The following is a 26,071-nucleotide window of genomic DNA, read 5'->3' as shown; positions in this document are numbered from 1 at the left end:
AAGACCTCCGTAGTCATTAAATTTGTCTTAAAAGAGCCTCTTGCCAGGTGTGGCGGTTACTGCCACCCTGGTGGCTCATTCTTACCGTTTAATGACGATGCAGCCTTTGACCTACCTTGGCTCTGCCTTACTACACACGCTGCGCGATCATCTTCGCCCACTGATCGCCTACCACCTGTTTTTTACCCTACTTGCCTCAGCCTTGCTGCTGCCAGCGATCACCTGGATGACACGCTGGCTGCTTGCCCAACTCAACCGTACAGTGGTCACCAACGATGAATTGATCGCACTACTGTTTAGCCCGCTGGGTTTGGTAGGCATGCTGGTAGGGCTTGGGTTCGCTTTTTTGATTATTTACTGGCAGCAGGCAGGCATGCTGCAGGTCGCCGTCAGGCCCCGTGACAATCACTATCGGCTGGCCCTTGAAGCGCTCTGGCTAAGCACCCGTCGGCTACCTGCCCTCGCGGGTCTTGTCATACTCCAGGTAGGCACCCACTTAGTACTGCTCGTGCCCTTTATGGCTGGGCTCGCGTGGCTTTACGATTTCTGGCTGAGTGGTATAGACCCCTACTATCTTCAGCGCGTGCGTCCCCCTGCACTGTGGTATTTCATGGCGTGCGCGCTGCCACTGATTATTGCCTGGGTATGGGTAGCGTCATGGCTCTACCTGCGCTGGCTATTGGCGCTCCCCCTCGTTGCGTTGGAAAGCTGTAACCCCTGGCAGGCACTTAAACGAAGCGTTAGCTTAACCCGCGGCTGGCGCCGCTCCATTGGCGCTGCGGTACTTCTGCTATTGGTCGTGATCGTTAGCCTGCCGCTACTGGTGACACTGCTCTTTGACCGCCTATTCACGCCACTTCTGTGGTGGCTGCCTGAGCATAATGCCGTGCTCATCCCAGCCATGCTGGCCTACTTACTCGGCTATGTGCTGATCACCCTGGCCATTACCTTCATCGGTATTGCCACCAATGCGCTGCTTTCCGCCTGCCTCTATATGCAGCTGGCCCACAGAGAAGCTCGACCCGCACCGCCACCTGAGGATTTTAATGCAGGCAAACTGGCCTGGGCGGTAGAGCTTAGCGTACTCATTTTTGCCGGCCTTCAAGCATGGTGGATACTCAATAGCTTTGAGATACGTGACAACGTCGCGGTGATTGCCCACCGTGGAAGCTCCATGGTGGCCCCCGAAAATACCCTTGCCGCGCTGGAGCAGTCACTACTTGATGGCGCCGACTATATCGAAATAGACGTACGTTTGAGCCGTGACCAACAGGTTATGCTTTACCACGATCGCAGCATGGCGCGGCTAACCGGCGACCCCCGTGAGTTTGGCGAGCTAACCAGAGAACAACTCAGCCAATTCGATGTAGGAAGCTGGTTTGGTGATGCTTATCAAGGTGAGAACATTCCAGGCTTGGATGAAGCGCTGCAAAGAGTGCGCGGAAAAGCCGGACTAATGATCGACATCAAGCCTCTGCCGGGGCAAGAACAGGCGCTAGCCGATGCTGTTATCGAGACTTTGAATGCAGAGAGTGACGTGCGCTATCGCTGCTGGGCGACCCAACAAAGCGCCTTCGACGGCTATACAGCGTGCGGTTTTCCCAATGCGCTAATGGATATGCGCATGGCTACCATGTCCCCATCATTACTTAAACATATCAAAGCCCAAGCACCTGAATTGCGCGTTACCTTACTGGCCCAGCTTATACTGCCCGGCACGCTAAACCGGCGTGACTTTGATGCCCTTGGGCTACGCCATAACCGCATCACGGAAGGGGAAGTTCGCTTAGCGCGACTATACGGTTACGAAATACACGCCTGGACCGTCAATGACCGAGCTCGCATGTCAACGCTGATTGATCTGGGGGTCGATGCAATTATCACCGACTACCCAGATCGTTTAAACGAACTTATTCAAGTCCGCCGCGAATTAAGCGACGGTGCGCTAATGCTAGTGAAGCTGCGCAACTGGCTTCGCCAATAGAGGTTGGCCTAATCGCCCATTACCACCCCTTCACGCCGAGGGTCAGCACCACCAAACAGAGTGCCATCTTCAAGGCGCATAATGGCCTGAAGGCCGCTGGTTAGCTCCCGCTCGCTGACCGTATGACCACGCTCACGCAGGGATTCGATGGTTGCCTCAGGAAAACGCCCCTCTTCCACATAGACATCCCCACCCAAAGTAATAGCATGGGGAAGGTTGAGCGCCTCTTGAGCGCTTAACCCCCAGTCGCGCAGTGCGACTAATGTACGGGCGGTGTAATGAATAATGGCGGCGCCACCTGGTGAGCCCAAACTGGCTACTAGCTCGCCGGTTTCTTGATCAAATACCAGGGTCGGGCTCATGCTGGAGCGGGGACGCTTGCCGGGCTCTACCCGGTTCGCTACGGGCTCGCCATCCACTTCAGGGGTAAATGAAAAATCGGTGAGCTCGTTATTGAGCAGGAAACCACCCGCTAGCCCCGTGCCACCGTCGGACATAACTCGCGAGCCAAACGCCTGCTCGATGGTGGTGGTCATAGCCACCGCGGTGCCCTCCTCATCGACAATACTGATATGGCTAGTACCGTACTCGGGCTGTTCGGGCTGGCTAGCCCAGCTCACGTCAAGCTCCCCAGGGTTACCCGGTTCAGCGCTGTCGCCCATGCTCATCTCTTCGATAAGTGCACTGCGCTGCTCCAAGTATTCCGGGGCTAGCATCAATGACCAATCGCCTCCCGGCGCCTCGACAAAGTCAGGATCGGCGATGTAACGGCCACGATCCGCAAAGGCCAGGCGTGAGGCTTCCAAGAATTGATGCAGCCACCCACTGCTTGCAGCACCACTGTCTAACGGGGCTTCAAGCAGTGGCTGCTGATCAAGCATGCCTAAAATCTGCATCACGGTCAGATGACCCGATGAGGGTGGCGGGAAACCACATACTTCCCACTGTTGCCAAGGCGTACACAGCGGTTCTCGGTTAAGCGCCTGGTAGCCACTCATATCCTCAAGCGTCAAACTGCCTGGACGCTCAGGGTGGTTCTGAACGCGCTCAACGATGTCTTGTGCCACGGCTCCTTCGTACAAGGCGACGCTGCCTTGCTCAGCGACGCGGCGAAGAACGGCTGCCAACGCTGGGTTTTTGAGCGTTTCACCAACGGCGATAGGCTCACCGTCTGAATCATAATAAAACTGGCTCGCTACTGGGTCTTGGCGCAGAAACTCATCACCAGCCAAGCTGGTATGCAACCGATTGCTAACCTCAAAGCCCTCCTCGGCCAGGGTGATTGCCGGGATAAACAGCTCTTCCCAGGCCAGCTCACCGTGCTCAGCGTGGGCTTTCTCAAGCATACGCAGCGTGCCTGGCACTCCCACTGAGAGGCCGCTAACCACTGCTTCATTAAACGCCAGCGGCTCGCCATCCTGCATAAACAGCTCACCGTTAACGCCTTGGGGCGCGGTTTCACGACCATCGTAGGCACGCACTTCATCGCCATCGAAGTACATCAAAAAAGCACCACCACCAATACCACTGGACTGAGGCTCAACCAGGTTCAACACCATCTGCACCGCAATGGCCGCATCAATGGCGTTACCACCGGCTTTAAGTACTTGGTAACCGGCATCGGTGGCGAGCGGGTTAGCTGCTGCCACCGCAAATGACTCGGCTTCCCAGCCGGGCTTCTCTTCATAGCCCGATTCGCTTTCAGGGGAAATGGAGGGTGTCTCATAGCTAAACCCCCAACTATACAATGGCGCTACCAGCAGAACAGGTAGCGCATACTTAACCGATTTTGGTGACATCTCAGCGCTCTCCATGACAAGTTAAAAAACCACTCCAAAAGAGTAGCCTATAAAAACAGCGACGCCCGGCACAATGGCCGGGCGTAAATTAGTTAAAATAAATATAACTACTCGATTTTTTGCCCTGCCAGCATAAACCAGGTTTCCAGCACCGCATCGGGGTTGAGTGATACAGAATCGATACCCTGCTCCATCAACCATTTAGCCAAGTCAGGATGGTCTGACGGCCCCTGTCCGCAGATACCAACATATTTGCCCTTCGCCTTACAGGCTTGAATGGCCATGGCCAGGAGCTTTTTAACCGCCCCATTACGCTCGTCAAACAGATGCGCCACGATGCCGGAATCACGATCCAACCCTAACGTTAGCTGGGTCAGGTCGTTTGAGCCAATGGAGAAACCATCAAAATACTCCAGAAACTCATCGGCCAGCAGTGCATTGGCGGGAAGCTCGCACATCATAATCACTTTAAGCCCTGTGGGGCCGCCACGTTCGAGGCCATTAGCCGCCAACAGCTCTACCACCTCACGTGCTTCGTCGGTGGTACGCACAAAGGGCACCATGATTTCGATATTCTCGAAGCCCATCTCTTCACGCACCCGCTTGAGCGCTTGGCACTCGAGTTCAAAGCAGGGCCTGAACGCCTCTGAAATGTAGCGCGATGCCCCCCGGAAACCGAGCATGGGGTTCTCTTCCCCCGGCTCATAGAGTTTGCCGCCAATCAGGTTTTCGTATTCGTTGGACTTAAAGTCGGACAGCCGCACGATGACGCGCTGGGGATGAAACGCTGCCGCTAGCGTGGAGATACCTTCAACCAGTTTATCGACATAGAAGCTGACCGGGTCGGTGTAACCCGCAGTACGTAAATCGATCACCTGCTGTAAATCAACCGGCAGCGTGTCGTACTCCAACAGCGCTTTAGGGTGGACGCCGATCATGCGGTTAATGATAAATTCCAAACGCGCTAAACCCACGCCTGCGTGAGGCAGACTGGCAAACCCAAAGGCGCGGTCAGGGTTGCCCACATTCATCATAATTTTAAAGGGGATTTCCGGCATCGCATCGACGCTGGAGACTTTGCAATCAAACTCCAACAACCCTTCATACACATTGCCGGTATCGCCTTCCGCACAAGAAACCGTGACATCGATACCCTCTTTTAACTGGGTAGTCGCATCACCACAGCCAACGACAGCGGGAATACCCAACTCACGGGCGATAATCGCCGCATGACAGGTACGCCCACCGCGATTGGTGACGATCGCGGAAGCACGTTTCATGATCGGCTCCCAATCCGGGTCGGTCATATCGGTGACCAGGATATCGCCATCATGGATCTTATCCATGTCATCAGGGCTGAGCACGACTTTGACGGTACCCCGGCCAATACGTTGACCAATCGCTCGGCCGGTTATTAACGTACGACCCTTTTCACGCAGCTGGAAGCGCTCGAGTTTACCGCCCTCCTGCTGAGAGACCACCGTTTCAGGACGCGCCTGGACGATGTAAAGCCGACCATCATCGCCATCCAACGCCCACTCAATATCCATGGGCCGCTGGTAGTGCTGCTCGATAGTCATCGCCTGTCGGGCCAGATCCATCACTTGCTGATCGTTGATACAGAAGCGGCCGCGGTCGGCATGGGGCACATCGACGGTCTCAACCGATTTACCGGCGCTGGCATCCTGCCCATAAACCATCTTGATCAGCTTGGAACCTAAATTACGGCGCAGCACCGCCGGGCGGCCCGCCGCCAGGGTCGGCTTGTGCACGTAGAACTCGTCGGGATTGACTGCACCCTGCACCACGGTTTCGCCCAAGCCCCAGGAGCCAGTGACAAAAACGGCGTCTTTAAAGCCGGATTCGGTGTCCAGGGTAAACATAACGCCTGCCGCACCGGTCTCTGAACGCACCATTTTCTGAACGCCCGCCGACAAGGCAACATTTTCGTGGGCGTAGCCACGGTGCACTCGGTAGGAGATCGCACGATCGTTAAACAGCGAGGCAAAAACCTCGTGCACTGCACGCTTGATATTGTCGAAGCCTTCGATATTCAGGAAGGTTTCCTGTTGGCCTGCAAAGGAAGCGTCGGGTAGATCTTCCGCGGTGGCTGAGCTGCGCACGGCTACTTTCAGTTGCGGGTGCTGTTGCTGCAGCTGGCCGTAGGCATCGCGCAGGGCCGATTCAAAGGTAGGAGGTAGCGGCGTATCGATGATCCATTGGCGTATATTGCGGCCCGCCTCAGCCAGCGCTTTAACGTCATCGACGTCCAGACGGGCCAGGGTGGCATTAATGCGCTCGTTTAATCCTTCGTGGGAGAGAAATTCACGATAAGCGTGGGCGGTGGTGGCAAAACCGCCAGGAACCGTCACGCCAGCACCGGACAGGTTAGAAATCATTTCACCCAGCGAGGCGTTTTTACCACCTACGCGTTCGACGTCCGCCATGCCCAGCTGATCGAACCACAGAATGTACTCTTCCACGTAACCCCCTCGCTCATAGATATCTGCATGACCTTGACGATCATGGATAATTGATTGAGACACCCTAGCACCACGCCAATATATTCGCCATTGGTCTAATAGCGAAGAGAGTGGAGGATTTTTACAACAGCAGGGCTTTTTGGGCTATTTATGTAGTCAGATACATTTGAGCCCGCCAAAACGCCCAATGATGACACGTTGTGCTGACAAACAGCTCGGCTCACAATAGCCGTATCACTCACCCGTGGACTTAGTTATGAAACGTACGGCTTTTTTTATTTCAGATGGTACCGGCATCACGGCGGAAAGTTTAGGACGTAGCTTGCTGGCCCAGTTCAGCGATGTTGAGATCGATATGCAGACCAAGCCCTATATCGATACGTTGGAAAAAGCGCAGGCGTTAGCAGCGATTATTGAGTCGACAGCCAACCGGGATGGTCATCGCCCCATTATCATTGACACCATTGTGGATCAACAAATACGCGACGTTATTCGTAAGGCGTCCGGCTTTAAGGTCGATATTTTTTCCACCTTTCTGGAGCCCTTAGAGCAAGAACTAGAGACCCACTCCTCCTACAGCGTTGGGCGCACTCACTCGATAGGCAGCGATGATGTCTACATGGATCGTATCCACTCCGTCCACTTCGCGCTAGATAATGATGACGGTGCACGCACCCACCAATACGATAAAGCGGATATCATCCTGGTTGGCGTCTCGCGCTGCGGCAAAACACCTACCTCGCTTTATCTGGCGCTGCAGTTTGGCATTCGGGCGGCTAACTACCCGCTGACGGAAGACGATTTAGACGAAGATGGCATGCTGAAGCTACCCAAGGCGCTCGTGCCCCATCGGCAAAAGCTGTTTGGGTTAACCATCGATGCGCGACGCTTGTCGGCAATTCGCAACGAGAGACGCCCCAATAGCCGCTATAGCTCGATGGATCAGTGCCTACAAGAAGTGGAACAGGCCGAGTCGCTCTACCGCACCATGCACATTCCCTTCATCGATGCGACACGCTTCTCGGTGGAGGAGATTTCAACGCGGATGATTGCTGAAACCGGCTTAGCGAGGCGTTTCTCGCCCCGCTAATGTAAAAACTACTACAAAAACTACGCAAGCCCCCAGTGGATTACATGCCTTTGGGGGCAAAAATTCCCGGCGCGTTGCGCCAGTAGCCTTTGTAATCCATACCAAAGCCAAACACATAACGGTCGGCAACTTCCAGGCTGCAGTAGTCGGCTTTCAACCCAGGCACTGCTTTGCGGTTGTGCTGTTTATCGACCAACACCGCTGTGGTAACGCTGGCGGCCTGGGCCTCTTCGCAGTAAGCCAAAATGGCCGCCAGGGTCGCCCCCTCATCCAGGATATCGTCAACAATCACTACGTGACGGCCCGCCATGGGCACTTCAGGGGAAACGCGCCAAAAAAGCTCGCCGCCGCGCAGCTCGTTGCGGTAGCGAGTGGCATGCAAATAATCTACTTCCAACGGAAAGCCCAAGCGGGTAAGCAGATGACCGGTGGTAATCAAGCCACCATTCATTACGCAGTAAAAAACCGGCAGTTTATCGCCTAAATCCCGAGTAATCTCTTCCGCCATACGATCCAGCGCCCGCTCTACCTCTTGCTGAGAAATTAGGCAGTCGGCGTTATCCATCAGCTCACGCATCGAGTCCAGCGACTCTAATGCTTCTTTATCCAACTTTGACATCTACCAACTCCACGGCGGGTTAAAACTTCATTTATTTAAGTAAGAGATTTATTCAGCGCTGGGCTTACTCTGCTTCCGCACTGGGCTTACTCGGCTTCTGCGCTGAACTGGGGCTTATCCGCTAGCGCTTCCAGCTTAGCGTGAGTACGACGCCAACGGCCCAATGCACTCAGCGCATCTAGGTCTGGGCGCGCACGGCTATAGCGCAACTTAGCGGGGCGCTTAGAATTGATTCCGTGGCATGCCTCCATCACTTCAAGCGCGGAGGCTCGGTCATTACATACCAGCAGCATATCGCAGCCTGCTGCCAGCGCTGCCTGGGCACGCGCTTTGGGGTCTCCCGCCTCGTGGGCGCCGGCCATACTCAGGTCATCTGAAAAAATGCAGCCTTTGAAGCCTAGCGATTCCCGCAGCATGCCCAACCAGTTGGGTGAAAAGCCTGCTGGGCGCGTATCAAAAGCACTATAAATAACGTGTGCAGGCATAATCCCATCTAACTGTGAAGCTAACTGGGTAAAGGGCACAAGATCGTGCTGTTTCATCACTTCTAGCGGGCGATCGTCTATCGGCAATGCAACGTGTGAGTCCGCCGCGACACCACCGTGGCCGGGAAAGTGCTTACCCACAGCGGCCATACCGGCATCGTGAAGCCCCTGAATAAATGCATTGCCCAGCTGGGCTACGTGCTGTGGGTCACTGCTGAAACTACGATCACCAATAACGCTGGATAGACCGCTCTCCACATCAAGTACCGGGGCGAAGCTCAGATCCAGACCGCAGGCAGCCATCTCCATCCCTAACAACCAGCCGGCATCTTTAGCTAACGCCAGCCCCTCTCCCTGGGCAGCGCGGTAACACTCGCCGATACGCGCCATGGCAGGCAGGCGTGTTAACCCCTCTTTTATGCGCTGAACGCGACCGCCTTCTTGATCCACGGCAAGCAGTAAATCAGCACGCACACGGCGAATATCGCTGCAGAGCTTGCGAACCTGATAGCCATGTTCAACGTTGCGGGCAAACAAAATTACGCCCCCTACCGTCGGTTCTAGCAGCAAGCGTTTTTCTGCAGCCGTCAATTTTGGGCCTTCAAGGTCAAGCATGACCGGGCCTAACGGTTGAGTCATCGTGATAGGTCCATGAAAAGGGGCGATGATTCTAGACGATCGTCTAGCGGTGTCAAAATCTGATCAGTCAAAGGACTGGCGTCCACCGTGCAACCAAACAGGGGTGCCCGGCAACGCTAACGAAAAGATATAGAGCAAATCACTATTGCGTAAACGAATACAGCCGTGGGACGCAGCAACGCCCATGGGCTCGTCAGGCGGCGTCCCGTGCAGGTAAATATAGCGCCGTTGCGAGTCCACCTGACCACCGCGGTTCACGCCCTTTTCCAAGCCACACAGCCACAGTATGCGGGTCAGAATCCAGTCACGCTCTGGATGCTCTTCGGCGAGTTCGGGCGAAAATGTCTCGCCCGTCCAGCGGCGACCTCGAAACACCGCATTTTCGGGCATATCACCGCCAATGGCCGCGCGCACATAGTGCCACCCGCGAGGGGTTTTACCACTGCCGTTGCGCTCCCCGCTTCCGGCAGCACCGGATGAAATAGAACACTCATGGAGCACTTTTGGCCCTCGCCAACAGCGCAGCAACTGTTCGGTAGTATCGATCTCCAGCCAGATATGTTCCGTTGGAGGTAGCTCAGCTAGCGTAGGAGTTCGCATGTTTTCCTTCTTCTGGCTTGGCACCGTCAAGGGCTATGGGTAACGGCGCATTCATAGCAGCCACCACTACCGGGAGCAATCGCCTGACCAAATCACGCACAGAGACCTGCTCGTGGTAATCCTTCTCCGCGATATCGCGTAGCGCATCGAGGCCAGACAGGGTAAAGATTACCGTGCCGAGCACAAAGTGTAGCCGCCAAAAACGCTCGGCGTCAGGCAGATCCGGCGTTGCTTTGCGCACAAGCTCGGTGAAGCGTGTAAACACATCGCCATACTCTTCCTGGATATAACGTCTTAGATGTCCCTGTGCTTGACTGTAGGCAAGACCCAGCAGGCGCATAAACACTTTCAAACTATTGCGCTCGGCGGGCACCGCGAGAACGGTAGTTGCCATGGTCTCGAGCAGTGTTTCCAGCGGGATAACGCGCCCGGCGTGTTGGCCCTCGAGCTCATCTAGCGCAGTATGAAAGCGCTGACTAAACGGATCCAGGTAGCGGGCAAAAACGGCCTGAATCAAGGCTTTTTTGGAACCAAAATGGTAATTAACAGCGGCTAAGTTAACCCGCGCTTTGCTAGTGATGTTGCGCAGCGAAGTTTCAGCAAAACCCCGCTCTGCAAACAGCACCTCGGCGGTGTCGAGTATACGGGTCACCGTATCAGATTGAGCCATGTCGCTCTCCAGGGAAACAGGTGTTTAAAACATAGCAAAATACTATGCCATAACGTAGGCGGGCTCAACGCTTGATTTATTGACAAAATGTGACGTATTAAATAAGCAGAAACTTAGTTTCAAACGATTAGAAAAATTGCATAGACATCGGCAATAGGCACTGACAAGCCATATACTGGACAGAGGAACATACTGTATACTTAAACACTTATTGATTAAGTCGACATTTAACTTGTTACTGTCTATTCACTATTTATGGAGTCTGGTATGTCGCGTCCGCTAACCGCTCGCCAACAGCACGTGTTTGATTTTATCGTTAAGACCATGGGCGAATTTGGCTACCCTCCTACCCGCGCCGAGATTGCCAAAGCACTTGGCTTCCGCTCACCCAATGCGGCTGAAGAGCACCTGCGCGCGCTGGAACGCAAAGGTGTTATTCGCATTATCCGCAACACCTCTCGCGGCATCCGCCTGCCCAACCAGGAACCTCAAGAAGTCCTGGATAGCGCAGTCACCGCCTTACCCACAACCAACGTGGAAGCCCCACCCACTGGCCTGCCTGTGATCGGGGAAGTAGCTGCCGGCAGCCCCATTTTGGCCGCCGAACATATTGATCGCTACTGCCCGCTACCGGCCGAGTACTTCACTCCCAAAGCTGACTATCTGCTGCGCGTACGCGGCCTTTCCATGAAGGATATTGGCATTTTGGAAGGTGATTTACTGGCGGTTCATCGCACCGACCGGGTTCGCGATGGCCAGATCGTGGTTGCCCGCCTGGACGATGAAGTAACGGTTAAACGCTTCAAACGCCAGGGGCACCAAGTGACGCTGTTTGCAGAGAACCCTGATTTTGCGCCCATTGAAATCGACCTGCGCTCTCAAGCGCTCGATATTGAAGGCGTTGGAGTCGGCGTAATTCGTGGTGGCAACGGCCAGGCACTCGGCTAATAAATCCGCTACTGCAGGTCGATATAGCGGTGGTCATTGAAGGTGGCCACCCAGTTTGGGTGATAGACCAGCAGGATGCTCAGCAGCATGCCAGTAATAAATGCCTCTGAAGGCATTAGCAGTGGTAAAAAACGCGCATACTCCTGGGCGAGATAGATCGCCTCAGGGTCTGTACCCGCGACGATAATCAGCACTACCGCCGCCAAGCCTCCTCCCAGCGTTGCCAGCGCCGCGCCAAAAAAGCCGCAGGCAAACAGAAAGACCATCAAGTTATCCGGCAGGCGGCGATCTACCAGCCGCCATACCGTGCCAATAACGGCCGCCGGGACGATCCCAGTAACCAGTACATTTGCCCCCAGCAACATCCACTCATTACGGCCAATCACCACCATGGCAATGTTGATCAGCACGTTGCTAATCAGCGCTAATGGCGCTTTAAAAACGAGTGTCATCAATACTGTAAAAACAAGGTGTAGCGTTAGCCAATCAACAGCCTGGGCACGAAGCTGCCACATCAGCATCACCGCCAGCGTAGCACCCAGCCAGCGGTGCTGAAGCGCTGAATCCGCTATCAACACCTGCCAGGGCCGCCCCCAAAGCGCCCATGCGATCACTGCTAACGAGAGTAGCCAGGTGAGCAGCAGCGCCCAGGGCGCTAATACACCTTGCGCAAATGACATGGCGGCCTCTCAGGTTGATGGGCGGGCATTATAGAGTACTTAGCTAAATACCACTGTCTTGTTGCCATGCACCAACACACGATCCTCTAAGTGCCAACGCAAACCTCGAGCGAGCACGGCTTTCTCCACATCACGACCAAAGCGGACTAGATCAGTAGGCGTATGACAGTGGCTAACGCGATGGATATCCTGTTCGATGATGGGGCCTGCGTCGAGTTCCTCGGTCACATAGTGGCAGGTAGCGCCAATCAGCTTAACCCCCCGCTGGTAGGCCTGGTGGTAGGGCTTAGCCCCGGCAAAAGAGGGCAAAAAGCTGTGGTGAATATTGATCACTCGCCCCGCATAGCGCGCGCACAGCTCAGGGGGCAGTATTTGCATATAGCGCGCCAGCACCACGCAGTCGGCGCGGGCACTGTCGATTTCGGCCTGAACCTTGGCAAACGATGCTTGCTTATTGTCGGGGTCGACCGGTACATGGTGATAAGGAATACCGTACCACTCCGTCAGCGAACGCATATCATCATGGTTGGAGATAACCCCGACAATGTCGCAATCCAGTTCCCCCGCCTGCCAGCGGTAAAGTAGATCTACCAAGCAATGTGACTCCCGCGACACCATCAGCACTACGCGCCTACGCTGCTGGGTATCCACCAGCGACCACTGCATATTGAATTCGCTGGCTATCGGTTCAAATGCCGCGCTCAGCGCTTCCGCCGACATACCTACCGAATCCGCCAGAATTTCGTAGCGCATAAAAAAGCAGCCGGTTTCTAAATCGGAGTGCTGGCTAGCTTCGGTAATGGAGCCACCCTGCTGGGCAATAAAGCTCGATACCCGTGCAACAATACCCACCCGGTCAGGACAGGAAACTACTAAACGATAATAATGAGACATGTGAGCTACTCTTGACCTATTGCTAAGTTAATTATGACAAACCAGCGGCTTAGGTCGCATAGTGTATCGGAAGGCCATGGATGATTGTTAGCTGCCCCTGCCTTCCCGTATAGTTAAGTCACTACTTTTTAGGTTTTTCATAACAGATGCATTCACCACGCGTTCAAATTCGTCCCCGTCGTCGTCCACCGCTGCGCATGTTGCCGCTGGGGGGATGCGGTGAGATTGGAATGAATCTAACGCTATACGGCTATGACGATCACTGGATAGCCGTGGACTGCGGCATGATGATCCGCCAGGATCTTCCCAACTCGCCACTGCAGGTACCCAATCTTGATACGCCGAAAGCACTGGGGATCGTGCCCAAAGCGCTATTTATCACCCATGGTCACGAAGACCACATTGGTGCCGCAGCCTGGCTATGGCCGATGTGGAACTGCCCCATTTACGCCACCCCGCTGGCGGCAGGCCTGTTGCGGCTAAAATTTGCCGAGCATCAGCTTAGCAGTGCGGCTATCCATGTCATTGAACCTGGCGAGGCCCTAGAGAGCGGGCCATTCACGCTGCGCTATTTACTTTTAACCCACTCGATTCCCGAAAGCTGTGCGCTAATAATGATAGCCGGTGGCTATCGCGTTTTACATACCGGCGACTGGAAACTCGACCCTGAACCGATTATCGGCACGCCGATCAGTGCAGCCCTCTTCAAGGCGCTTGCCCCGGTTGACTTGGTTGTGGGCGACTCCACTAACGCCCCCATGCCCGGGCACTCCGGTAGCGAGGGGGACGTCGCCCGCGCCCTGACAAAAACCCTCGGCAACTGCCAGGGCCGGGTGGTGGTCTCCTGCTTTGCCAGTAACCTTGCCCGGGTGTTAGCGATAGGGCGCGCCGCTCAGAAGTGTGGCCGACGCATTAGCTTGATGGGCCGTTCAATGGAGCGCATGGTCAGCGTTGCCCGGGGGCTCGGCTATATGGATGATTTACCGCCGCTGGTGCCCAATCATGACCTAGGCTACCTCCCCCCGGATGAAGTGGTGATTATCGCCACCGGCAGCCAGGGCGAGCCCCGTGCTGCGCTACAGCGTCTCGCCCAGGGTCGCCACCCTTTTGTGGATCTTCAGCCGGGCGATAACGTTATTTTTTCGGCTAAAGCCATTCCTGGCAATGAACGCCCCATTGAGCAGCTTAAAAAGCGTTTGGCGCATTTAGGTGTCAACCTCTACGACGAGTTCAACCACCCTGAGCTGCACGCTACCGGGCACCCCGCCCAGGATGAACTGATCAAGCTGTATCAGTGGGTCAGGCCAAAACATCTCATACCGGTGCATGGCGAAGCACGCCATCAGCAGGCTCATCAGACTATTGCCAAACAGCTAGGCATTAGCGCTCCATTGGCGCCGGTGAACGGCGATCTAATTTGCTTTGACAGTCACGGGCTGCGCTGTGAGTCGCGCTATCCGCAGCCGCCCTGCATCGTCAGTCAAAACAGCGTGGTGCCCCATCCTGGTCTTGAGGTTCACGACGCCAACAAGGCCCGTCGCGGTAGCTTATACTTAGCGCTGCCAGTGACGGCTACTGACACTGGATGGGCGCGTATTGGCCGTTTGATGCTGGATGCCTCGGGGGCCAGCCCGCTAGATGAAGATAGCTTTAATGATTGGCTGGATGATCAGCTTGAGGAGATTGCAGCAGAGACGCTTGCCGACTTGCGCCAAGCATTACAGCCTCGCATGGTGCAGTGGCTGGCGGAGCATATGCAGCACCTGCCCGACGTGCATCTACAGATTATGGCCGCCGAAATGCCAGAACCTGCTGCGTATGAAAGTGCCGCTAACCGTTAGAGCGGCATCATTCAACGACGGCTATAAAACCCAGATTGCTTCACTGCGTTCGCAATAACAGTTTCGTGTCACTGCGAGGAGCCTTCTTATTATGTCATTGCGAGGAGCGCAGCGACGCGGCAATCTCAACCAGCGGTGGCGCCTACCCCCGAGATTGCTTCACTGCGTTCGCAATGACAGTTTCGTGTCAGTGCAACAAGCACAGTGACGCGGCACTTCACTCCCACCGCGCTGCGTCCTGTTGATCAGAGTGACGCTCTTTGACCCAATACTCGCCCTGGGCAGAGTGCTCTTTCTTCCAGAAAGGCGCCTGGGTTTTCAGGTAATCCATAATAAAATCGCAGGCTTCGAACGCCTCACGCCGGTGTGCGCTGGCTACGAGTACGCGCACAATCGGATCGCCTGGCCCCAGGTAACCGACACGATGAATAATCCGCACCGCTTGGAGCGACCAGCGCTGCCAAGCCTGTTCACCAATCTCCGTCAGCGTACGCTCGGTCATTCCCGAATAGTGTTCCAGCGTTAACCCTGTGACGTCCGGCGTTTCATTAAAATCACGCACTAAGCCGGTAAAACTCACCACCGCGCCAATATCACTACGCCCAGCCAAGGCATCGTCATAGCCGTAGTCCATTGGAAACGGGGCTGCTTGAATCGTTACTTTAATATCCAGCTTATTATCCACCCTCACCCCCCTGTTACTGGCGGGAAAAACGCCACTTCGTCATCATCGGTCACTAACGCCTCGTCATTGGCCATGACCTGATTAATCGCACACAGCGTACGCTGGTCGGTGAGTTGTTTAAAGCGACTATCCTGCTCGGCCAGCGCGGCTTTTAATCCACTAATGTCGCGGCTAGCCAGTTGATCGAGACTCACGACGGTCTCACTTTCGCCTACCCGCTCGCGCAGTTCGGCTAAAAACTTAACCCGCACGCAGGGTGAAGGGCAGCGCTCGCCCAAGCTGACTTCTCCGGCTACGCCGTCACCGGTAACAATCGGCGCCTGGGTGCTCATACGCTGGTAGTCGCCACGCTGACCACCTTGCTTGCTGTCGAGTTGTATAGCCTCGATACGCATACCTTTATCGACCGCTTTGCACATATCGTAAAGCGTCAAACAGGCTACCGAAACAGCGGTAAGGGCTTCCATTTCGACCCCAGTGCGTCCATTCAAGCGACACAGCGAGGTCACATGAACGCAGGATTCGGCCACATCAATATCGAACTCAACAGAAACCTTGGAGAGCGCCAGTGAGTGACAGAGAGGAATCAGCTCATGAGTACGTTTGGCCGCCTGAATACCAGCGATACGCGCGGTGGCCAGCACATCACCCTTGGGCAGTTCACCATCGCTAAGCAATTTCAGCGTTTCAGGCTGCATTATAATGCGCCCGGAGGCGACTGCTTCGCGGCGGGTTTCCAGCTTATCGCCGACGTCCACCATATTGGCTTCGCCACGGGTGTTAAGGTGGGTCAGATGCATGTTGTCACCATTGCTGTTTTGAAGACATACGTTTTGAAGACGTATTTTTTGAAGACATCGTATCGTTTTTAGCGCTTAACCAGGTCACTACCCATTGTGCAACCGCTTCGCTATCGTCTAGATCTAACTGAGCCACCGAAGCCGCCAGGTCGATAGGCGGTGGCGCACTGAGCGCGACTGCCTCAACCCATCGGCCGGTTAAAATAGCCGCATCGCCAATCCCATCGCGGTATAGCACCAGCTTGGGAATCGGCCAAGCCTTGAAGCCTTCGACAATCACCAGGTCAGGTTTGTGCGGCGCCATCATGGCAATTAGCTGGGCTAAATCAGGCTCTCCCTGGTCAGGGGTTTCCTGCATCAGCGCAAAGCGCTGACGGGAAGCCACCAGTATCGGTGCGGCACCTGCGCTACGCAGCTTATAGCTATCCTTGCCGGGCTGGTCGACATCAAACGAGTGGTGCGCATGCTTGATGACAGCGACGCTCAAGCCATACTCCCCTAATCGTGGCAACAGCTTCTCTAGCAGCGTCGTTTTTCCGGTACCGCTCCAGGCAGCAATCCCCAGTATGGGAAAAGGTGCGGTTAGTTCGTTTTCCATGCTGCCGAAACTCCTGATGATCACTCACGCTACCATTCTAACGATTCACACAGCGTTATAGAGGATGACTCTACTCGCCCTCTTGCTCACGGGGTAATAGCCAGTTCAACGCAATACCCATCAAAGCGGCCAGGCTAACGCCCTGCAGCGTAAACTGGCCTCCACCAAACTGCATGCCGCCAATCCCGAACACCAGTATCAGCGAAACCACGACCAAGTTGCGCGGCGCCGTCAGCGACTGTCCTGCACGTACCAGTGTGTTCATACCGACCACCGCAATGGAGCCAAACAACAGCGTCATTATACCGCCCATTACCGGGCCAGGAATGGTCTGCAGCAACGCGCCAAGCTTGGACACAAACGCCAGCACAATGGCAATAATCGCGGCAACAATCATGTACTTGGGATTAAATGCCCGAGTAAGCGTTACCGCCCCGGTGACTTCCGAGTAAGTAGTATTCGGCGGCCCGCCGAACAGCGCTGCTACGCTGGTCGCCAGCCCATCGCCTAACAGAGTTCGATGCAGGCCAGGCTTTTCCAGGTAGTTTTTGCGGGTCACCGAACCAATGGCCACCATATCACCAATGTGTTCTACCGCTGGGGCAATCGCGACCGGAATCATAAACAGAATGGCAGCCCAGTGAAAACTGGGTGCGGTAAAGCTGGGTATCGATAACCACGCCGCCTCATGCACTGGCGTAAAGTCGACTACCCCCATCAGCAACGCTAAAAAATAGCCGGTGATAATGCCCCCCATAATCGGCACTAGGCGAAGTAGCCCGCGACCAAAAACGGCCAACACAAGCGTGACTAGCAAGCTGGTCATTGATAAGAAAATCGCCGCGCCATAGCCGATATTGTCGCTGGTTTCACCGGTCGCCATACTTACGGCCACCGGCGCCAGCGCCAGGCCAATCACCATAATCACCGGCCCCACCACCACAGCGGGCAGCAAGCGATGCAGCCAAGCGGAGCCTTTTAAGCGCACAACCTGAGAGATCGCCACATAGACCAGCCCCGCTGCCATTAGTCCGCCCATGGTTGCCGAAACGCCAAAGCTCGCCACAGAGCCTTGAATAGGCGCTATAAAGGCAAACGATGAGGCTAAAAACACCGGCACGCTCTGCTTGGTGACCCCATGAAATACCAAGGTTCCCACCCCAGCCGTGAACAGCGCAACGCTTGGGTCGAGTCCTGTCAAAAGCGGTACTAACACCAAGGCGCCAAACGCCACAAATAGCATTTGTGCGCCGGTTAAAATGACTTTTGGCCACGACTCAGCCTGACTGGCAGCTTCACGCATAAGTGAATTCCTAGTGATTATTGATTTGATAGCAGGTATACAAAAAAATGCCCCTGACGCTGGGCGTAAGGGGCAATGTCAATAACGATGCTTAGCGCGTTCCGAAAATCTTGTCGCCAGCGTCACCTAGTCCGGGGACGATGTAGCCATTTTCATCGAGGCGGTCATCGATTGAGGCGGTGTAAATTTCGATATCGGGGTAAGCGTCCTGCACCCGCTTGATACCTTCAGGGGCGGCAACGAGAACGATCACCTTCATATGCTCACAGCCACGCTCACGCAGCATATCCAGTGTTGCTACCATCGAACCGCCGGTAGCCAGCATGGGGTCTATCACGATCGCCATGCGCTCTTCGATATCGTTGGCAAACTTGGCAAAGTAAGGCACCGGCTGTAGCGTCTCTTCATCGCGATAAAGACCTACAACGCTTACCCGCGCACTCGGGATTAGATCCGTTACGCCTTCCAGCATGCCGAGCCCGGCACGCAGAATCGGTACGACGGTGACTTTTTTACCTTTTAATCGGCGCGTTGCAATCGGCTCACCGTTCCATCCCTGGATTTCATGATCTTCCAGCTCAAGACCTTTAGTTGCTTCATAGGTCAGCAGCTTGGCGACTTCACCTGCCAGTTCACGAAAGCTCTTAGTGCTCAGGTCAACTTCGCGCATCAGACCCAGCTTATGTTGTACAAGCGGATGGTTAATGGCGTAAACACTCATGGGACTTCCTCACTGCAGGGGATTCAGAATGGCAACCAAGGTTGCATCAGCTAGGCACAAAATTGCGCGTATTCTACCCGCAACCACTTACGAGGTTAAGGGGTTTCAGGCAATTGCCATTCGATAGGTGCTCGCCCTTGCGCCTGAAGAAATTGATTGGCTTGGGAAAAATGCCGGGTACCAAAAAAGCCCCGATGCGCAGAGAGCGGTGATGGGTGCGGGGCTTCCAGTATTAAATGGCGCCTTTGGTCGATTAACGCCTTCTTCTGGCGCGCATGACTGCCCCACAGCAGAAACACACACGGCGGCGCGTGCTGGCTGACGGTTTCAATCGCGCGGTCAGTGAAGGGCTCCCATCCCTTACCGCGATGAGATGCCGCATTGCCCTGCTCCACAGTCAGCGAAGTGTTTAACAACAACACGCCCTGCTTGGCCCATGCTTCCAGATGGCCGTGGCGCACGGGGGTAAAACCAACATCAGTGGCCAACTCCTTGTAGATATTGACCAGCGACGGTGGCACGGGTACGCCGGGCTGCACGGAAAAGCATAAACCGTGAGCCTGATTGGGCCCGTGATAGGGATCCTGGCCTAAAATAACCACCTTCACTTCGTTCAACGGGGTCAGTTCAAAGGCACGAAACCACTGCGTTGAGTGGGGATATATGATCTTCTTCGCAGCTTTTTGCTGCGCCAAAAAATCTTTTAGCGCCAGCATATAGTCAGCCTGAAACTCATTACCCAGCCACTGACTCCAATCGTCGGGAAGTGGATTGGCCATTATTACCTCTTCATTTGATCAACAAGCGGCTCAACGTATGCAACACCCATATCCCAGGGGAACTGAATCCAGCACTGCTGGGCAACTTCGGTCAGGTATTGATCCACCAAGGGACGACCATCCGGCTTGGCATAGATAGTCACAAAGTGAGCTTTAGGCAGCATTTTACGTACTGCCCGCGCTGTTTTGCCAGTATCCACCAAGTCATCGACCAGCAACCAACCTTCACCGTCATGATCGACGCCCTTCATGATATCCAGACCGCCCTGATCCATATGGTCGTAGCTTTTAATACACACGGTATCGATCAGCCGGATATTAAGCTCCCGAGCAATCAGCGCGGCGGGAATTAAACCGCCGCGGGTAATCGCTACGATGCCTTTAAAATCACGCTCGATCATTTGATGGCATAGGGTGCGCACATCACGGTGCAACTGATCCCAGGAGACAGTGAAGTGTTGGTGGTAGCGATCGCTGCTCATGGGGCATTACTCGTCTTCGTTGAAAGAACAAACTGCGAATACACTGAAACCAGCATCGCGAATTTTCTGCGATCCGCCCAGCTCAGGCAGATCAATAATGGTGGCGGTCTCAACCACCTGACCACCGCTGCGCTGAATGAGGTTGGCCGCGGCCAGCATGGTGCCGCCGGTGGCGATGAGGTCATCCATCAGCAGGATACGGTCATCTTTCTGGAACGCATCGGAGTGCAGCTCCACTTCTGAATGTCCGTACTCCAGCTTATAAGTCTCGCTGATGGTCTTGAAAGGCAGCTTGCCCTTCTTACGCACCGGTACAAAGCTGCAACCCAACTCATAAGCGAGCGGCGCACCAATAATAAAGCCACGCGCATCAATGGCCGCGATGGCATCCAGGTTCATTTCCTGATAGCGGTGAACGAAGCTATCGATCAGCTTGCGAAAGGCCGCGCTATTTTGCAGCAACGGGGTGATGTCGCGAAAGTTCACGCCCTGTTCAGGCCAATCGGGAACCGTGCGAATGACGGACTTAATGTAGTCGCCGTAGATGCTCATCGCGTCTCTCATTGAGTAATAAAAAGTGGTAATGATCAATCAAACCAAGAAAAGGTATCTTGTCGCAAACAGCAACGCCAAAATAATCACCGCCGGATTCAGGTCGGCAAAACGGCCCGACAACGCCTTGATCGCTACATAGCTAATAAAGCCAAGCGCAATACCTTCGGCAATCGAGAACGTCAGCGGCATCGCCAGGGCGGCAATCAGTACCGGCGCGGCGTCGGTGGGGTCTTCCCAGTTCGCGTGAGCCAAACTTCCTGCCATCAATACCGCCACATACAGCAGCGCACCTGCGGTAGCGTAGGCCGGAATAGAACCCGCCAGCGGAGCGAAGAACAGGCTGATCAGGAACAGAACACCAACCACTACCGCCGTTAACCCAGTACGGCCACCCGAAGCGATACCCGCCGTCGATTCAATGTAGCTTGTGGTGGTGGAAGTACCCAAGGCGGCACCCGCCATTGACGCGGTGCTGTCGGCCATCATGGCGCGACCAATGCGCGGTAACTTGCCATCCTTGTCCAACAGCTTGCCGCGGTGAGCAACGCCTACCAGGGTGCCGGAGGTATCAAATAGATCCACAAACAGGAAGGCAAAGATTACGCTAAGCATCGCCACATCCAGCGCGCCCATCAAATCCATCGCCATAAAGGTAGGTGCAATAGAGGGTGGCATCGACATCAGGCCCCCATACTCATTATGACCGAGCACCATTGCAACAATAGTAATCCCCAAAATCCCGATCATGACGGCACCAGTCACTCGCAAGTAAGAGAGCGCGGTAATCACAAAGAAGCCCAGCAGCGCATAAATAGCCGCGGGTTGGGAAAGATCACCTAAGGAAACAAAGGTCGCGGGGTTGGCAACCACGATACCGGCGTTCTTAAGCGCTATCATTGCCAAGAAAAGGCCAATACCAGCGGCGATCCCCAACCGTAACGTCATAGGAATGGAGTTAATGATCCACTCGCGAATTTTAAAAATACTCAACAAGAAGAACGTTAGACCTGAGAAGAACACCGCCCCCAGCGCAGCTTCCCAGGTATAGCCCATCCCCAGCACCACGCCGTAGGTGAAAAAGGCATTCAAACCCATGCCTGGCGCCTGAGCTATCGGGTAGTTAGCCCACATCCCCATGACGAAACAGCCAATCGCTGCCGCTAGGCAAGTGGCGACGAACACTGCGCCGTAGTCCATCCCCGCTTCAGACAAAATGCTCGGGTTGACAAAGATGATATAGGCCATCGTCAGGAAGGTGGTGATCCCGGCGATAACTTCTGTCTTCACGTTGGTTTTGTGCTCGGAGAGCTTGAAATAGTTATCCAGAAGTTTCATGAATCTTTTTATCCTTAGCGCTAACGCCGCATGAGTATGCGTTCTGGTGCTGAGAAAAGCCGCACATACTACCGAAACGCTCGCTGTGATGCGAGCGCCTCAGCGTAGCGACCAATGTTGGCGGAAATCGCCCGCCGCCTAATGTCTAGCAATCTTTAGGCCATGAACTAACCGATCGGTCAACCCATTAACCAAAAAAGCTGATTATTGCCATTGCCGCGTCACTTACTAAACGCCGCTTTTTTGAGAAAGCACTCGCTCAACGGTTTCAACGATCACCTGGGTTTGCGGGTCAATTTCAATATTGACCTGATCCCCGGGGGCTCGATCCTGAAGCGTGGTACGCGAAAGTGTCTCAGGAATTAAATTGACGCTGAACTCCACATCCCCACTTTCAGTGGGGCGTACATCCCCAATGGTCAAACTAATACCGTCCACCCCGATATAGCCCTTTTCAAACACGAATCGGCCCAGTCGTTCCGGCAGCGAAAACCATAGCCGACGGTTGTTGGGCGCCTCTTCGATGGCCACCACTTCTGCCATGGAAATGATGTGGCCTGACATGGAGTGTCCGCCTATCTCATCACCAAAGCGCGCCGCGCGCTCTATATTGACGCATTGCCCAGGGGTGATTGCACCAAGATTAGTCAATCGCAGCGTTTCACGCATCAAATCAAAACTAACGCTATCCCCCTCTATGGCCGTTACCGTCAAGCAAACGCCGTTATGAGCAACAGACGCTCCGACCTCAAGCCCTTCGCGCATCGCGGGGGGCATTTCCAACACATGCACGCGAAAATCATCCAGCTCGCGTACCGCCACAACCCTGGCTACCCCTTGCACAATGCCAGTAAACATAAGGCGCTTTCTCCTCATCTAATAAAAAAGCCGTGTAATTCAAATAAGTCGTAAAGAGCACGTAGCAAAAGCGCTCAATGAATGGCGCAAGCTTCCTACTGCTCCCTCACCGCCGTGCATTCTGCCTTGAGGGTTTCTTGATCTTGCCATTCTACGCCATTGACTTTTCTATGGCTGCTTTCAACTCAAGGTAACTTCATCCAGCTGCACATCTTTAAAAACGCACGCACAGAACTAAAAACTTAAATATTTATAAAAATCAGAAAATAATGCTGACTCGGCGACTTACAACATAAAATCAGATGGATAAAATTGACAAGGCAGCGACCTATCTCTAAAATTTTGCCGCAAATCTAATGACGCCGATTTGTACCCAGATTGCGGGCGTCCACCTAGTCTATGGCTTAGTATTTAGCCTACTGATTGAGTGAAGTGCAGCTAAACGGGCGTGTCCAGCGTTGATGGCCACCCATTGGGGTGGCCTTTTTTATTTTCTATTCGATACTGGCCCTCCCCCAGCTCGCATCCCGCACTCCGTCTTCGGCCTACCGTTAAGGCAGACGCTATGATTGAACTTAGCAACGTCAGTAAAACCTATTTCAGTAACAACAAGGGCAGCGGCGCAAATGCCGTCCATGCACTCAAAAATGCCACTCTCAGTGTGCCCAAAGGCACTATTCACGGCGTCATCGGCCTCTCCGGCGCAGGTAAATCAACGCTAATTCGCTGCGTTAATCTCTTAGAGCGCCCCACGAGCGGCAGCGTCACGGTCGATGGTCAGGAAATGACCCAGCTGAGTAACGCCGCGCTTAATCGTGCGCGTCACCGTATTGGCATGATTTTTCAACACTTTAATCTATTGACCACACGCACGGTGTTCGACAACGTTGCCCTGCCTCTAGAACTAATGGGGCAAAAACGCCACACCGTCCGCGATCGCGTTATTCCGCTCCTGGAGATGGTAGGCCTGGCAGATAAGGCCAACCAGTACCCTGCTCAGCTTTCCGGCGGTCAAAAACAGCGTGTGGCGATCGCCCGGGCGCTAGCCAGCAAGCCGCAGGTGTTGCTCTGTGATGAGGCAACCTCTGCGCTAGACCCACAAACCACCAGTTCAATACTGGAACTGCTGCGCGATATTAACCACCAACTGGGCATTACCATCCTGCTGATCACCCACGAGATGGAAGTGGTCAAATCGATTTGCCACCGGGTGAGTTTGATCTCGGACGGCGAACTGGTGGAAGACGCTGAAGTCGGCGACTTCTTTACCGCTCCGCGTACCCAGCTTGGTCGTGAGTTTCTTAACGACTTCCTCCAGCTAACACCGCCCAAAGAGCTGATTGAGAGGCTCCTTGATGCCCCAGGCGAAAACACCCACCCTGTGGTACGCCTAACCTTCTCTGGCGATGCAGTCTCGACGCCGCTGATTTCCCGCCTTGCTCGAGAATGCGGGGTCGATGTCAGCATTTTACAAGCAAAAGTAGAGTCGATTCAGGAGCGCACCCTGGGCCTGATGATTGCGGAACTACTCGGTTCTCCGACGCAAACCCAGCAAGCCATGCACTATCTCGAATCTCATCAACTGCAAGTGGAGGTACTCGGCCATGTCCAGCGCAATGATTGATCTCATTTTACAGGCCACGCTGGATACCCTTTATATGGTGGCCGTTTCAGGACTTATTTCTACCCTCGTCGGCTTGCCCCTTGGGGTAATGCTGTACGTTACACGCCCACGGCAAATATTGGCGAAGCCCGTACTTAATCAAGTACTGAGCATTATTACCAACGTTGGTCGCTCCATCCCGTTTATTATTTTGATGGTAGCGATCATTCCTTTTACGCGCATGTTGGTGGGCACCTCGATTGGCATTAATGCCGCGTCGGTACCGCTCACAATTGCCGCTATTCCGTTTGTCGCTCGGCTTGTCGAGGCTGCACTTAATGAAATCTCGCCAGGGTTAATTGAAGCCGCCCAAGCCATGGGCGCAACGCCTTGGCAAATTATTCGCAAGGTGCTGATTCCGGAAGCTCGCGGCGGGATCATGACGGGTTTAACCATTACCGTTGTCACGCTGGTAAGTTACTCCGCCATGGCCGGCGCAGTGGGCGGCGGTGGTCTCGGCGACTTAGGTATCCGCTACGGCTACAACCGCTTCAACCCAACCATCATGCTGATTACCGTGGTGATTTTGGTCGTCATGGTGCAGGGTTTTCAGAGCTTGGGCGACTACTTGGTACGCAAAAGCGATCGCAAGTAGCCACTCGTTTATTTGTCATCCATTATAACCAAAATGCATTAGACAACAGTTTTTTATTGCCGCATCATTGCACCATCTATCAAAATGCCACTGGAGAGATTCATGCAAAAACTGATTATTGGCAGCCTTACCGCCCTGGCGCTTGCCGTTAACGTCGCCAATGCTGAAACGCGCAGCATCAAAATGGGCACCGTTGCGGGCCCTGAAACAGAAGTGATGGAAGTTGCAGCGCGCATTGCCAAAGAAGAGTACGACCTTGATGTAGAAATCATCGAGTTCACTGACTACGTTACCCCGAACGCAGCCCTTGCAGACGGCAGCCTCGACGCCAATGCCTACCAGCATGAGCCCTATTTGCAGTCGATGGTCGACGATCGTGGCTATGACCTGGCAATCGCTGGTTACACCTTCGTGTACCCGATTGGTGCTTACTCAGAAAAATACGACAGTATCGACGACCTGCCTGACGGCGCACAAATTGCACTGCCCAATGACCCTTCAAATGAAGGTCGCGCGCTGATCCTGATGCACAACGAAGGCCTGATCACCCTTAACGATCCAGAATTTCTCGAATCAACACCGATCGATATCGCTGAAAACCCCCGCGACTTCCGTTTCCGCGAAATTGAAGCCGCCCAGCTCCCCCGCGTGCTGCCCGATGTCGACATGGCGTTCATCAACAACACCTTCGCTCAGCCTGCTGGCCTAAGCCTGGATGACGCCTTGATCAAAGAGGGCCCCGAGTCTCCTTACGTCAACCTGATCGCGGTTCGCGGCGGTGACGAAGAGCGTGAAGAGATTCGTCAACTGGTCGACGCCTATCAGCGTGATGAAGTGATCGAGAAAGCCGAAGAACTATTCAAAGGCGCAGCAGTTCCTGGCTGGATCGAGTAATACCGCAAGCCATCAATAGATGACGTCAGGCCGACACGCATAGGTAACCCCAAATGCAAAAGTGTCGGCCT

Annotated in this window: 25 protein-coding genes; 7 read left to right on the top strand and 18 right to left on the bottom strand. The window is 54.4% G+C overall.

From position 1 onward, the window contains the following. Nucleotides 1–40: 40 nt before the first annotated feature. Nucleotides 41–1,984, top strand: coding sequence for a glycerophosphodiester phosphodiesterase family protein (locus tag AC4EYZ_RS23605; RefSeq protein WP_053857049.1), 1,944 nt, complete (start codon nucleotides 41–43; stop codon nucleotides 1,982–1,984). 8 nt (nucleotides 1,985–1,992) lie between these two features. Here AC4EYZ_RS23605 and ggt read toward each other — a convergent pair whose 3' ends face one another. Then, complete coding sequence (gene ggt, locus AC4EYZ_RS23600) at nucleotides 1,993–3,783, bottom strand: gamma-glutamyltransferase (RefSeq protein ID WP_022523257.1); 1,791 nt, start codon at nucleotides 3,781–3,783, stop codon at nucleotides 1,993–1,995. Between the two features lie 107 nt (nucleotides 3,784–3,890). Next, entirely contained in the window at nucleotides 3,891–6,266 is a 2,376-nt protein-coding gene (gene ppsA, locus AC4EYZ_RS23595; RefSeq protein ID WP_022523256.1) for a phosphoenolpyruvate synthase, read from the bottom strand. 256 nt (nucleotides 6,267–6,522) lie between these two features. Between ppsA and ppsR the strand changes: the two genes are divergently transcribed. Beyond that, complete coding sequence (gene ppsR, locus AC4EYZ_RS23590) at nucleotides 6,523–7,356, top strand: posphoenolpyruvate synthetase regulatory kinase/phosphorylase PpsR (RefSeq protein WP_022523255.1); 834 nt, start codon at nucleotides 6,523–6,525, stop codon at nucleotides 7,354–7,356. A 40-nt stretch (nucleotides 7,357–7,396) separates the two neighbouring features. Here ppsR and AC4EYZ_RS23585 read toward each other — a convergent pair whose 3' ends face one another. The 4 genes from AC4EYZ_RS23585 to AC4EYZ_RS23570 all read right to left on the bottom strand — a co-directional run bounded on the left by AC4EYZ_RS23585 (nucleotide 7,397) and on the right by AC4EYZ_RS23570 (nucleotide 10,369). Next, nucleotides 7,397–7,975 (bottom strand): hypoxanthine-guanine phosphoribosyltransferase, encoded by a 579-nt coding sequence (locus tag AC4EYZ_RS23585; protein ID WP_009286922.1) that lies wholly within the window; start codon nucleotides 7,973–7,975, stop codon nucleotides 7,397–7,399. An 86-nt stretch (nucleotides 7,976–8,061) separates the two neighbouring features. Continuing rightward, nucleotides 8,062–9,099 carry a beta-N-acetylhexosaminidase gene (gene nagZ / locus AC4EYZ_RS23580; RefSeq protein WP_490204057.1) on the bottom strand — a complete coding sequence of 346 codons (1,038 nt, stop codon included), beginning with the start codon at nucleotides 9,097–9,099 and terminating at the stop codon, nucleotides 8,062–8,064. Nucleotides 9,100–9,162: 63 nt separating this feature from the next. Further along, nucleotides 9,163–9,699, bottom strand: coding sequence for a L,D-transpeptidase (locus tag AC4EYZ_RS23575; RefSeq protein ID WP_022523253.1), 537 nt, complete (start codon nucleotides 9,697–9,699; stop codon nucleotides 9,163–9,165). Continuing rightward, on the bottom strand, nucleotides 9,677–10,369 hold the full coding sequence (locus tag AC4EYZ_RS23570; protein WP_022523252.1) for a TetR/AcrR family transcriptional regulator: 693 nt from the start codon (nucleotides 10,367–10,369) through the stop codon (nucleotides 9,677–9,679). The genes AC4EYZ_RS23575 and AC4EYZ_RS23570 overlap by 23 nt, the downstream gene beginning before the upstream one ends. 267 nt (nucleotides 10,370–10,636) lie before the next feature. On the opposite strand from AC4EYZ_RS23570, the gene lexA reads away from it, so the two are divergent. Further along, entirely contained in the window at nucleotides 10,637–11,317 is a 681-nt protein-coding gene (gene lexA / locus AC4EYZ_RS23565; protein ID WP_022523251.1) for a transcriptional repressor LexA, read from the top strand. 8 nt (nucleotides 11,318–11,325) lie between these two features. Here the strand turns inward: lexA and AC4EYZ_RS23560 are convergent, their stop codons facing one another. Together AC4EYZ_RS23560 and purU are read right to left on the bottom strand one after the other, a co-directional pair. Continuing rightward, nucleotides 11,326–11,997 carry an energy-coupling factor ABC transporter permease gene (locus AC4EYZ_RS23560; RefSeq protein ID WP_474191274.1) on the bottom strand — a complete coding sequence of 224 codons (672 nt, stop codon included), beginning with the start codon at nucleotides 11,995–11,997 and terminating at the stop codon, nucleotides 11,326–11,328. 39 nt (nucleotides 11,998–12,036) lie between these two features. Next, nucleotides 12,037–12,891, bottom strand: coding sequence for a formyltetrahydrofolate deformylase (gene purU, locus AC4EYZ_RS23555; RefSeq protein WP_009286925.1), 855 nt, complete (start codon nucleotides 12,889–12,891; stop codon nucleotides 12,037–12,039). 230 nt (nucleotides 12,892–13,121) lie between these two features. Between purU and AC4EYZ_RS23550 the strand changes: the two genes are divergently transcribed. Next, on the top strand, nucleotides 13,122–14,732 hold the full coding sequence (locus AC4EYZ_RS23550; RefSeq protein WP_490204056.1) for a ribonuclease J: 1,611 nt from the start codon (nucleotides 13,122–13,124) through the stop codon (nucleotides 14,730–14,732). 217 nt (nucleotides 14,733–14,949) lie between these two features. Here the strand turns inward: AC4EYZ_RS23550 and moaE are convergent, their stop codons facing one another. The 10 genes from moaE to AC4EYZ_RS23500 all read right to left on the bottom strand — a co-directional run bounded on the left by moaE (nucleotide 14,950) and on the right by AC4EYZ_RS23500 (nucleotide 22,848). Continuing rightward, nucleotides 14,950–15,417: a molybdopterin synthase catalytic subunit MoaE gene (moaE, locus tag AC4EYZ_RS23545; RefSeq protein WP_490204055.1), complete on the bottom strand. Its 468-nt coding sequence runs from the start codon at nucleotides 15,415–15,417 to the stop codon at nucleotides 14,950–14,952. Nucleotides 15,418–15,419: 2 nt separating this feature from the next. Continuing rightward, nucleotides 15,420–16,217: a cyclic pyranopterin monophosphate synthase MoaC gene (gene moaC / locus AC4EYZ_RS23540; RefSeq protein ID WP_009286927.1), complete on the bottom strand. Its 798-nt coding sequence runs from the start codon at nucleotides 16,215–16,217 to the stop codon at nucleotides 15,420–15,422. Nucleotides 16,218–16,221: 4 nt separating this feature from the next. After that, the gene (gene mobB, locus AC4EYZ_RS23535; protein ID WP_414122769.1) at nucleotides 16,222–16,815 is read right to left on the bottom strand and encodes a molybdopterin-guanine dinucleotide biosynthesis protein B; all 594 of its coding nucleotides are present in this window, start codon (nucleotides 16,813–16,815) and stop codon (nucleotides 16,222–16,224) included. A gap of 70 nt (nucleotides 16,816–16,885) precedes the next feature. Next, nucleotides 16,886–18,118 (bottom strand): uracil-xanthine permease family protein, encoded by a 1,233-nt coding sequence (locus AC4EYZ_RS23530; protein ID WP_474192217.1) that lies wholly within the window; start codon nucleotides 18,116–18,118, stop codon nucleotides 16,886–16,888. A 91-nt stretch (nucleotides 18,119–18,209) separates the two neighbouring features. Beyond that, nucleotides 18,210–18,839, bottom strand: coding sequence for a uracil phosphoribosyltransferase (gene upp / locus AC4EYZ_RS23525; protein ID WP_009286930.1), 630 nt, complete (start codon nucleotides 18,837–18,839; stop codon nucleotides 18,210–18,212). A 95-nt stretch (nucleotides 18,840–18,934) separates the two neighbouring features. Beyond that, nucleotides 18,935–19,618 carry a uracil-DNA glycosylase gene (ung, locus tag AC4EYZ_RS23520; protein WP_009286931.1) on the bottom strand — a complete coding sequence of 228 codons (684 nt, stop codon included), beginning with the start codon at nucleotides 19,616–19,618 and terminating at the stop codon, nucleotides 18,935–18,937. A 2-nt stretch (nucleotides 19,619–19,620) separates the two neighbouring features. After that, complete coding sequence (gene gpt / locus AC4EYZ_RS23515; protein WP_009286932.1) at nucleotides 19,621–20,100, bottom strand: xanthine phosphoribosyltransferase; 480 nt, start codon at nucleotides 20,098–20,100, stop codon at nucleotides 19,621–19,623. A gap of 6 nt (nucleotides 20,101–20,106) precedes the next feature. Then, nucleotides 20,107–20,652: an adenine phosphoribosyltransferase gene (locus AC4EYZ_RS23510; protein ID WP_022523244.1), complete on the bottom strand. Its 546-nt coding sequence runs from the start codon at nucleotides 20,650–20,652 to the stop codon at nucleotides 20,107–20,109. A 39-nt stretch (nucleotides 20,653–20,691) separates the two neighbouring features. Then, nucleotides 20,692–21,990 (bottom strand): NCS2 family permease, encoded by a 1,299-nt coding sequence (locus tag AC4EYZ_RS23505; RefSeq protein ID WP_009286934.1) that lies wholly within the window; start codon nucleotides 21,988–21,990, stop codon nucleotides 20,692–20,694. Between the two features lie 228 nt (nucleotides 21,991–22,218). After that, a complete protein-coding gene (locus AC4EYZ_RS23500) occupies nucleotides 22,219–22,848 on the bottom strand; it encodes a riboflavin synthase (protein ID WP_022523243.1) in 630 nt (209 codons plus the stop codon). A 565-nt stretch (nucleotides 22,849–23,413) separates the two neighbouring features. Here AC4EYZ_RS23500 and AC4EYZ_RS23495 point away from each other — a divergent pair. The 3 genes from AC4EYZ_RS23495 to AC4EYZ_RS23485 all read left to right on the top strand — a co-directional run bounded on the left by AC4EYZ_RS23495 (nucleotide 23,414) and on the right by AC4EYZ_RS23485 (nucleotide 26,000). Then, nucleotides 23,414–24,472: a methionine ABC transporter ATP-binding protein gene (locus AC4EYZ_RS23495; RefSeq protein ID WP_022523241.1), complete on the top strand. Its 1,059-nt coding sequence runs from the start codon at nucleotides 23,414–23,416 to the stop codon at nucleotides 24,470–24,472. Beyond that, entirely contained in the window at nucleotides 24,453–25,106 is a 654-nt protein-coding gene (locus tag AC4EYZ_RS23490) for a methionine ABC transporter permease (RefSeq protein ID WP_022523240.1), read from the top strand. The genes AC4EYZ_RS23495 and AC4EYZ_RS23490 overlap by 20 nt, the downstream gene beginning before the upstream one ends. Nucleotides 25,107–25,208: 102 nt before the next feature. After that, nucleotides 25,209–26,000, top strand: coding sequence for a MetQ/NlpA family ABC transporter substrate-binding protein (locus tag AC4EYZ_RS23485; protein WP_007114419.1), 792 nt, complete (start codon nucleotides 25,209–25,211; stop codon nucleotides 25,998–26,000). Nucleotides 26,001–26,071 lie beyond the last annotated feature (71 nt).

Source organism: Vreelandella sp. 162(4c) (genome assembly GCF_058152265.1).
Note: the sequence above shows the minus strand (reverse complement) of the source record. Positions and strands in the feature narration are given on the sequence as shown.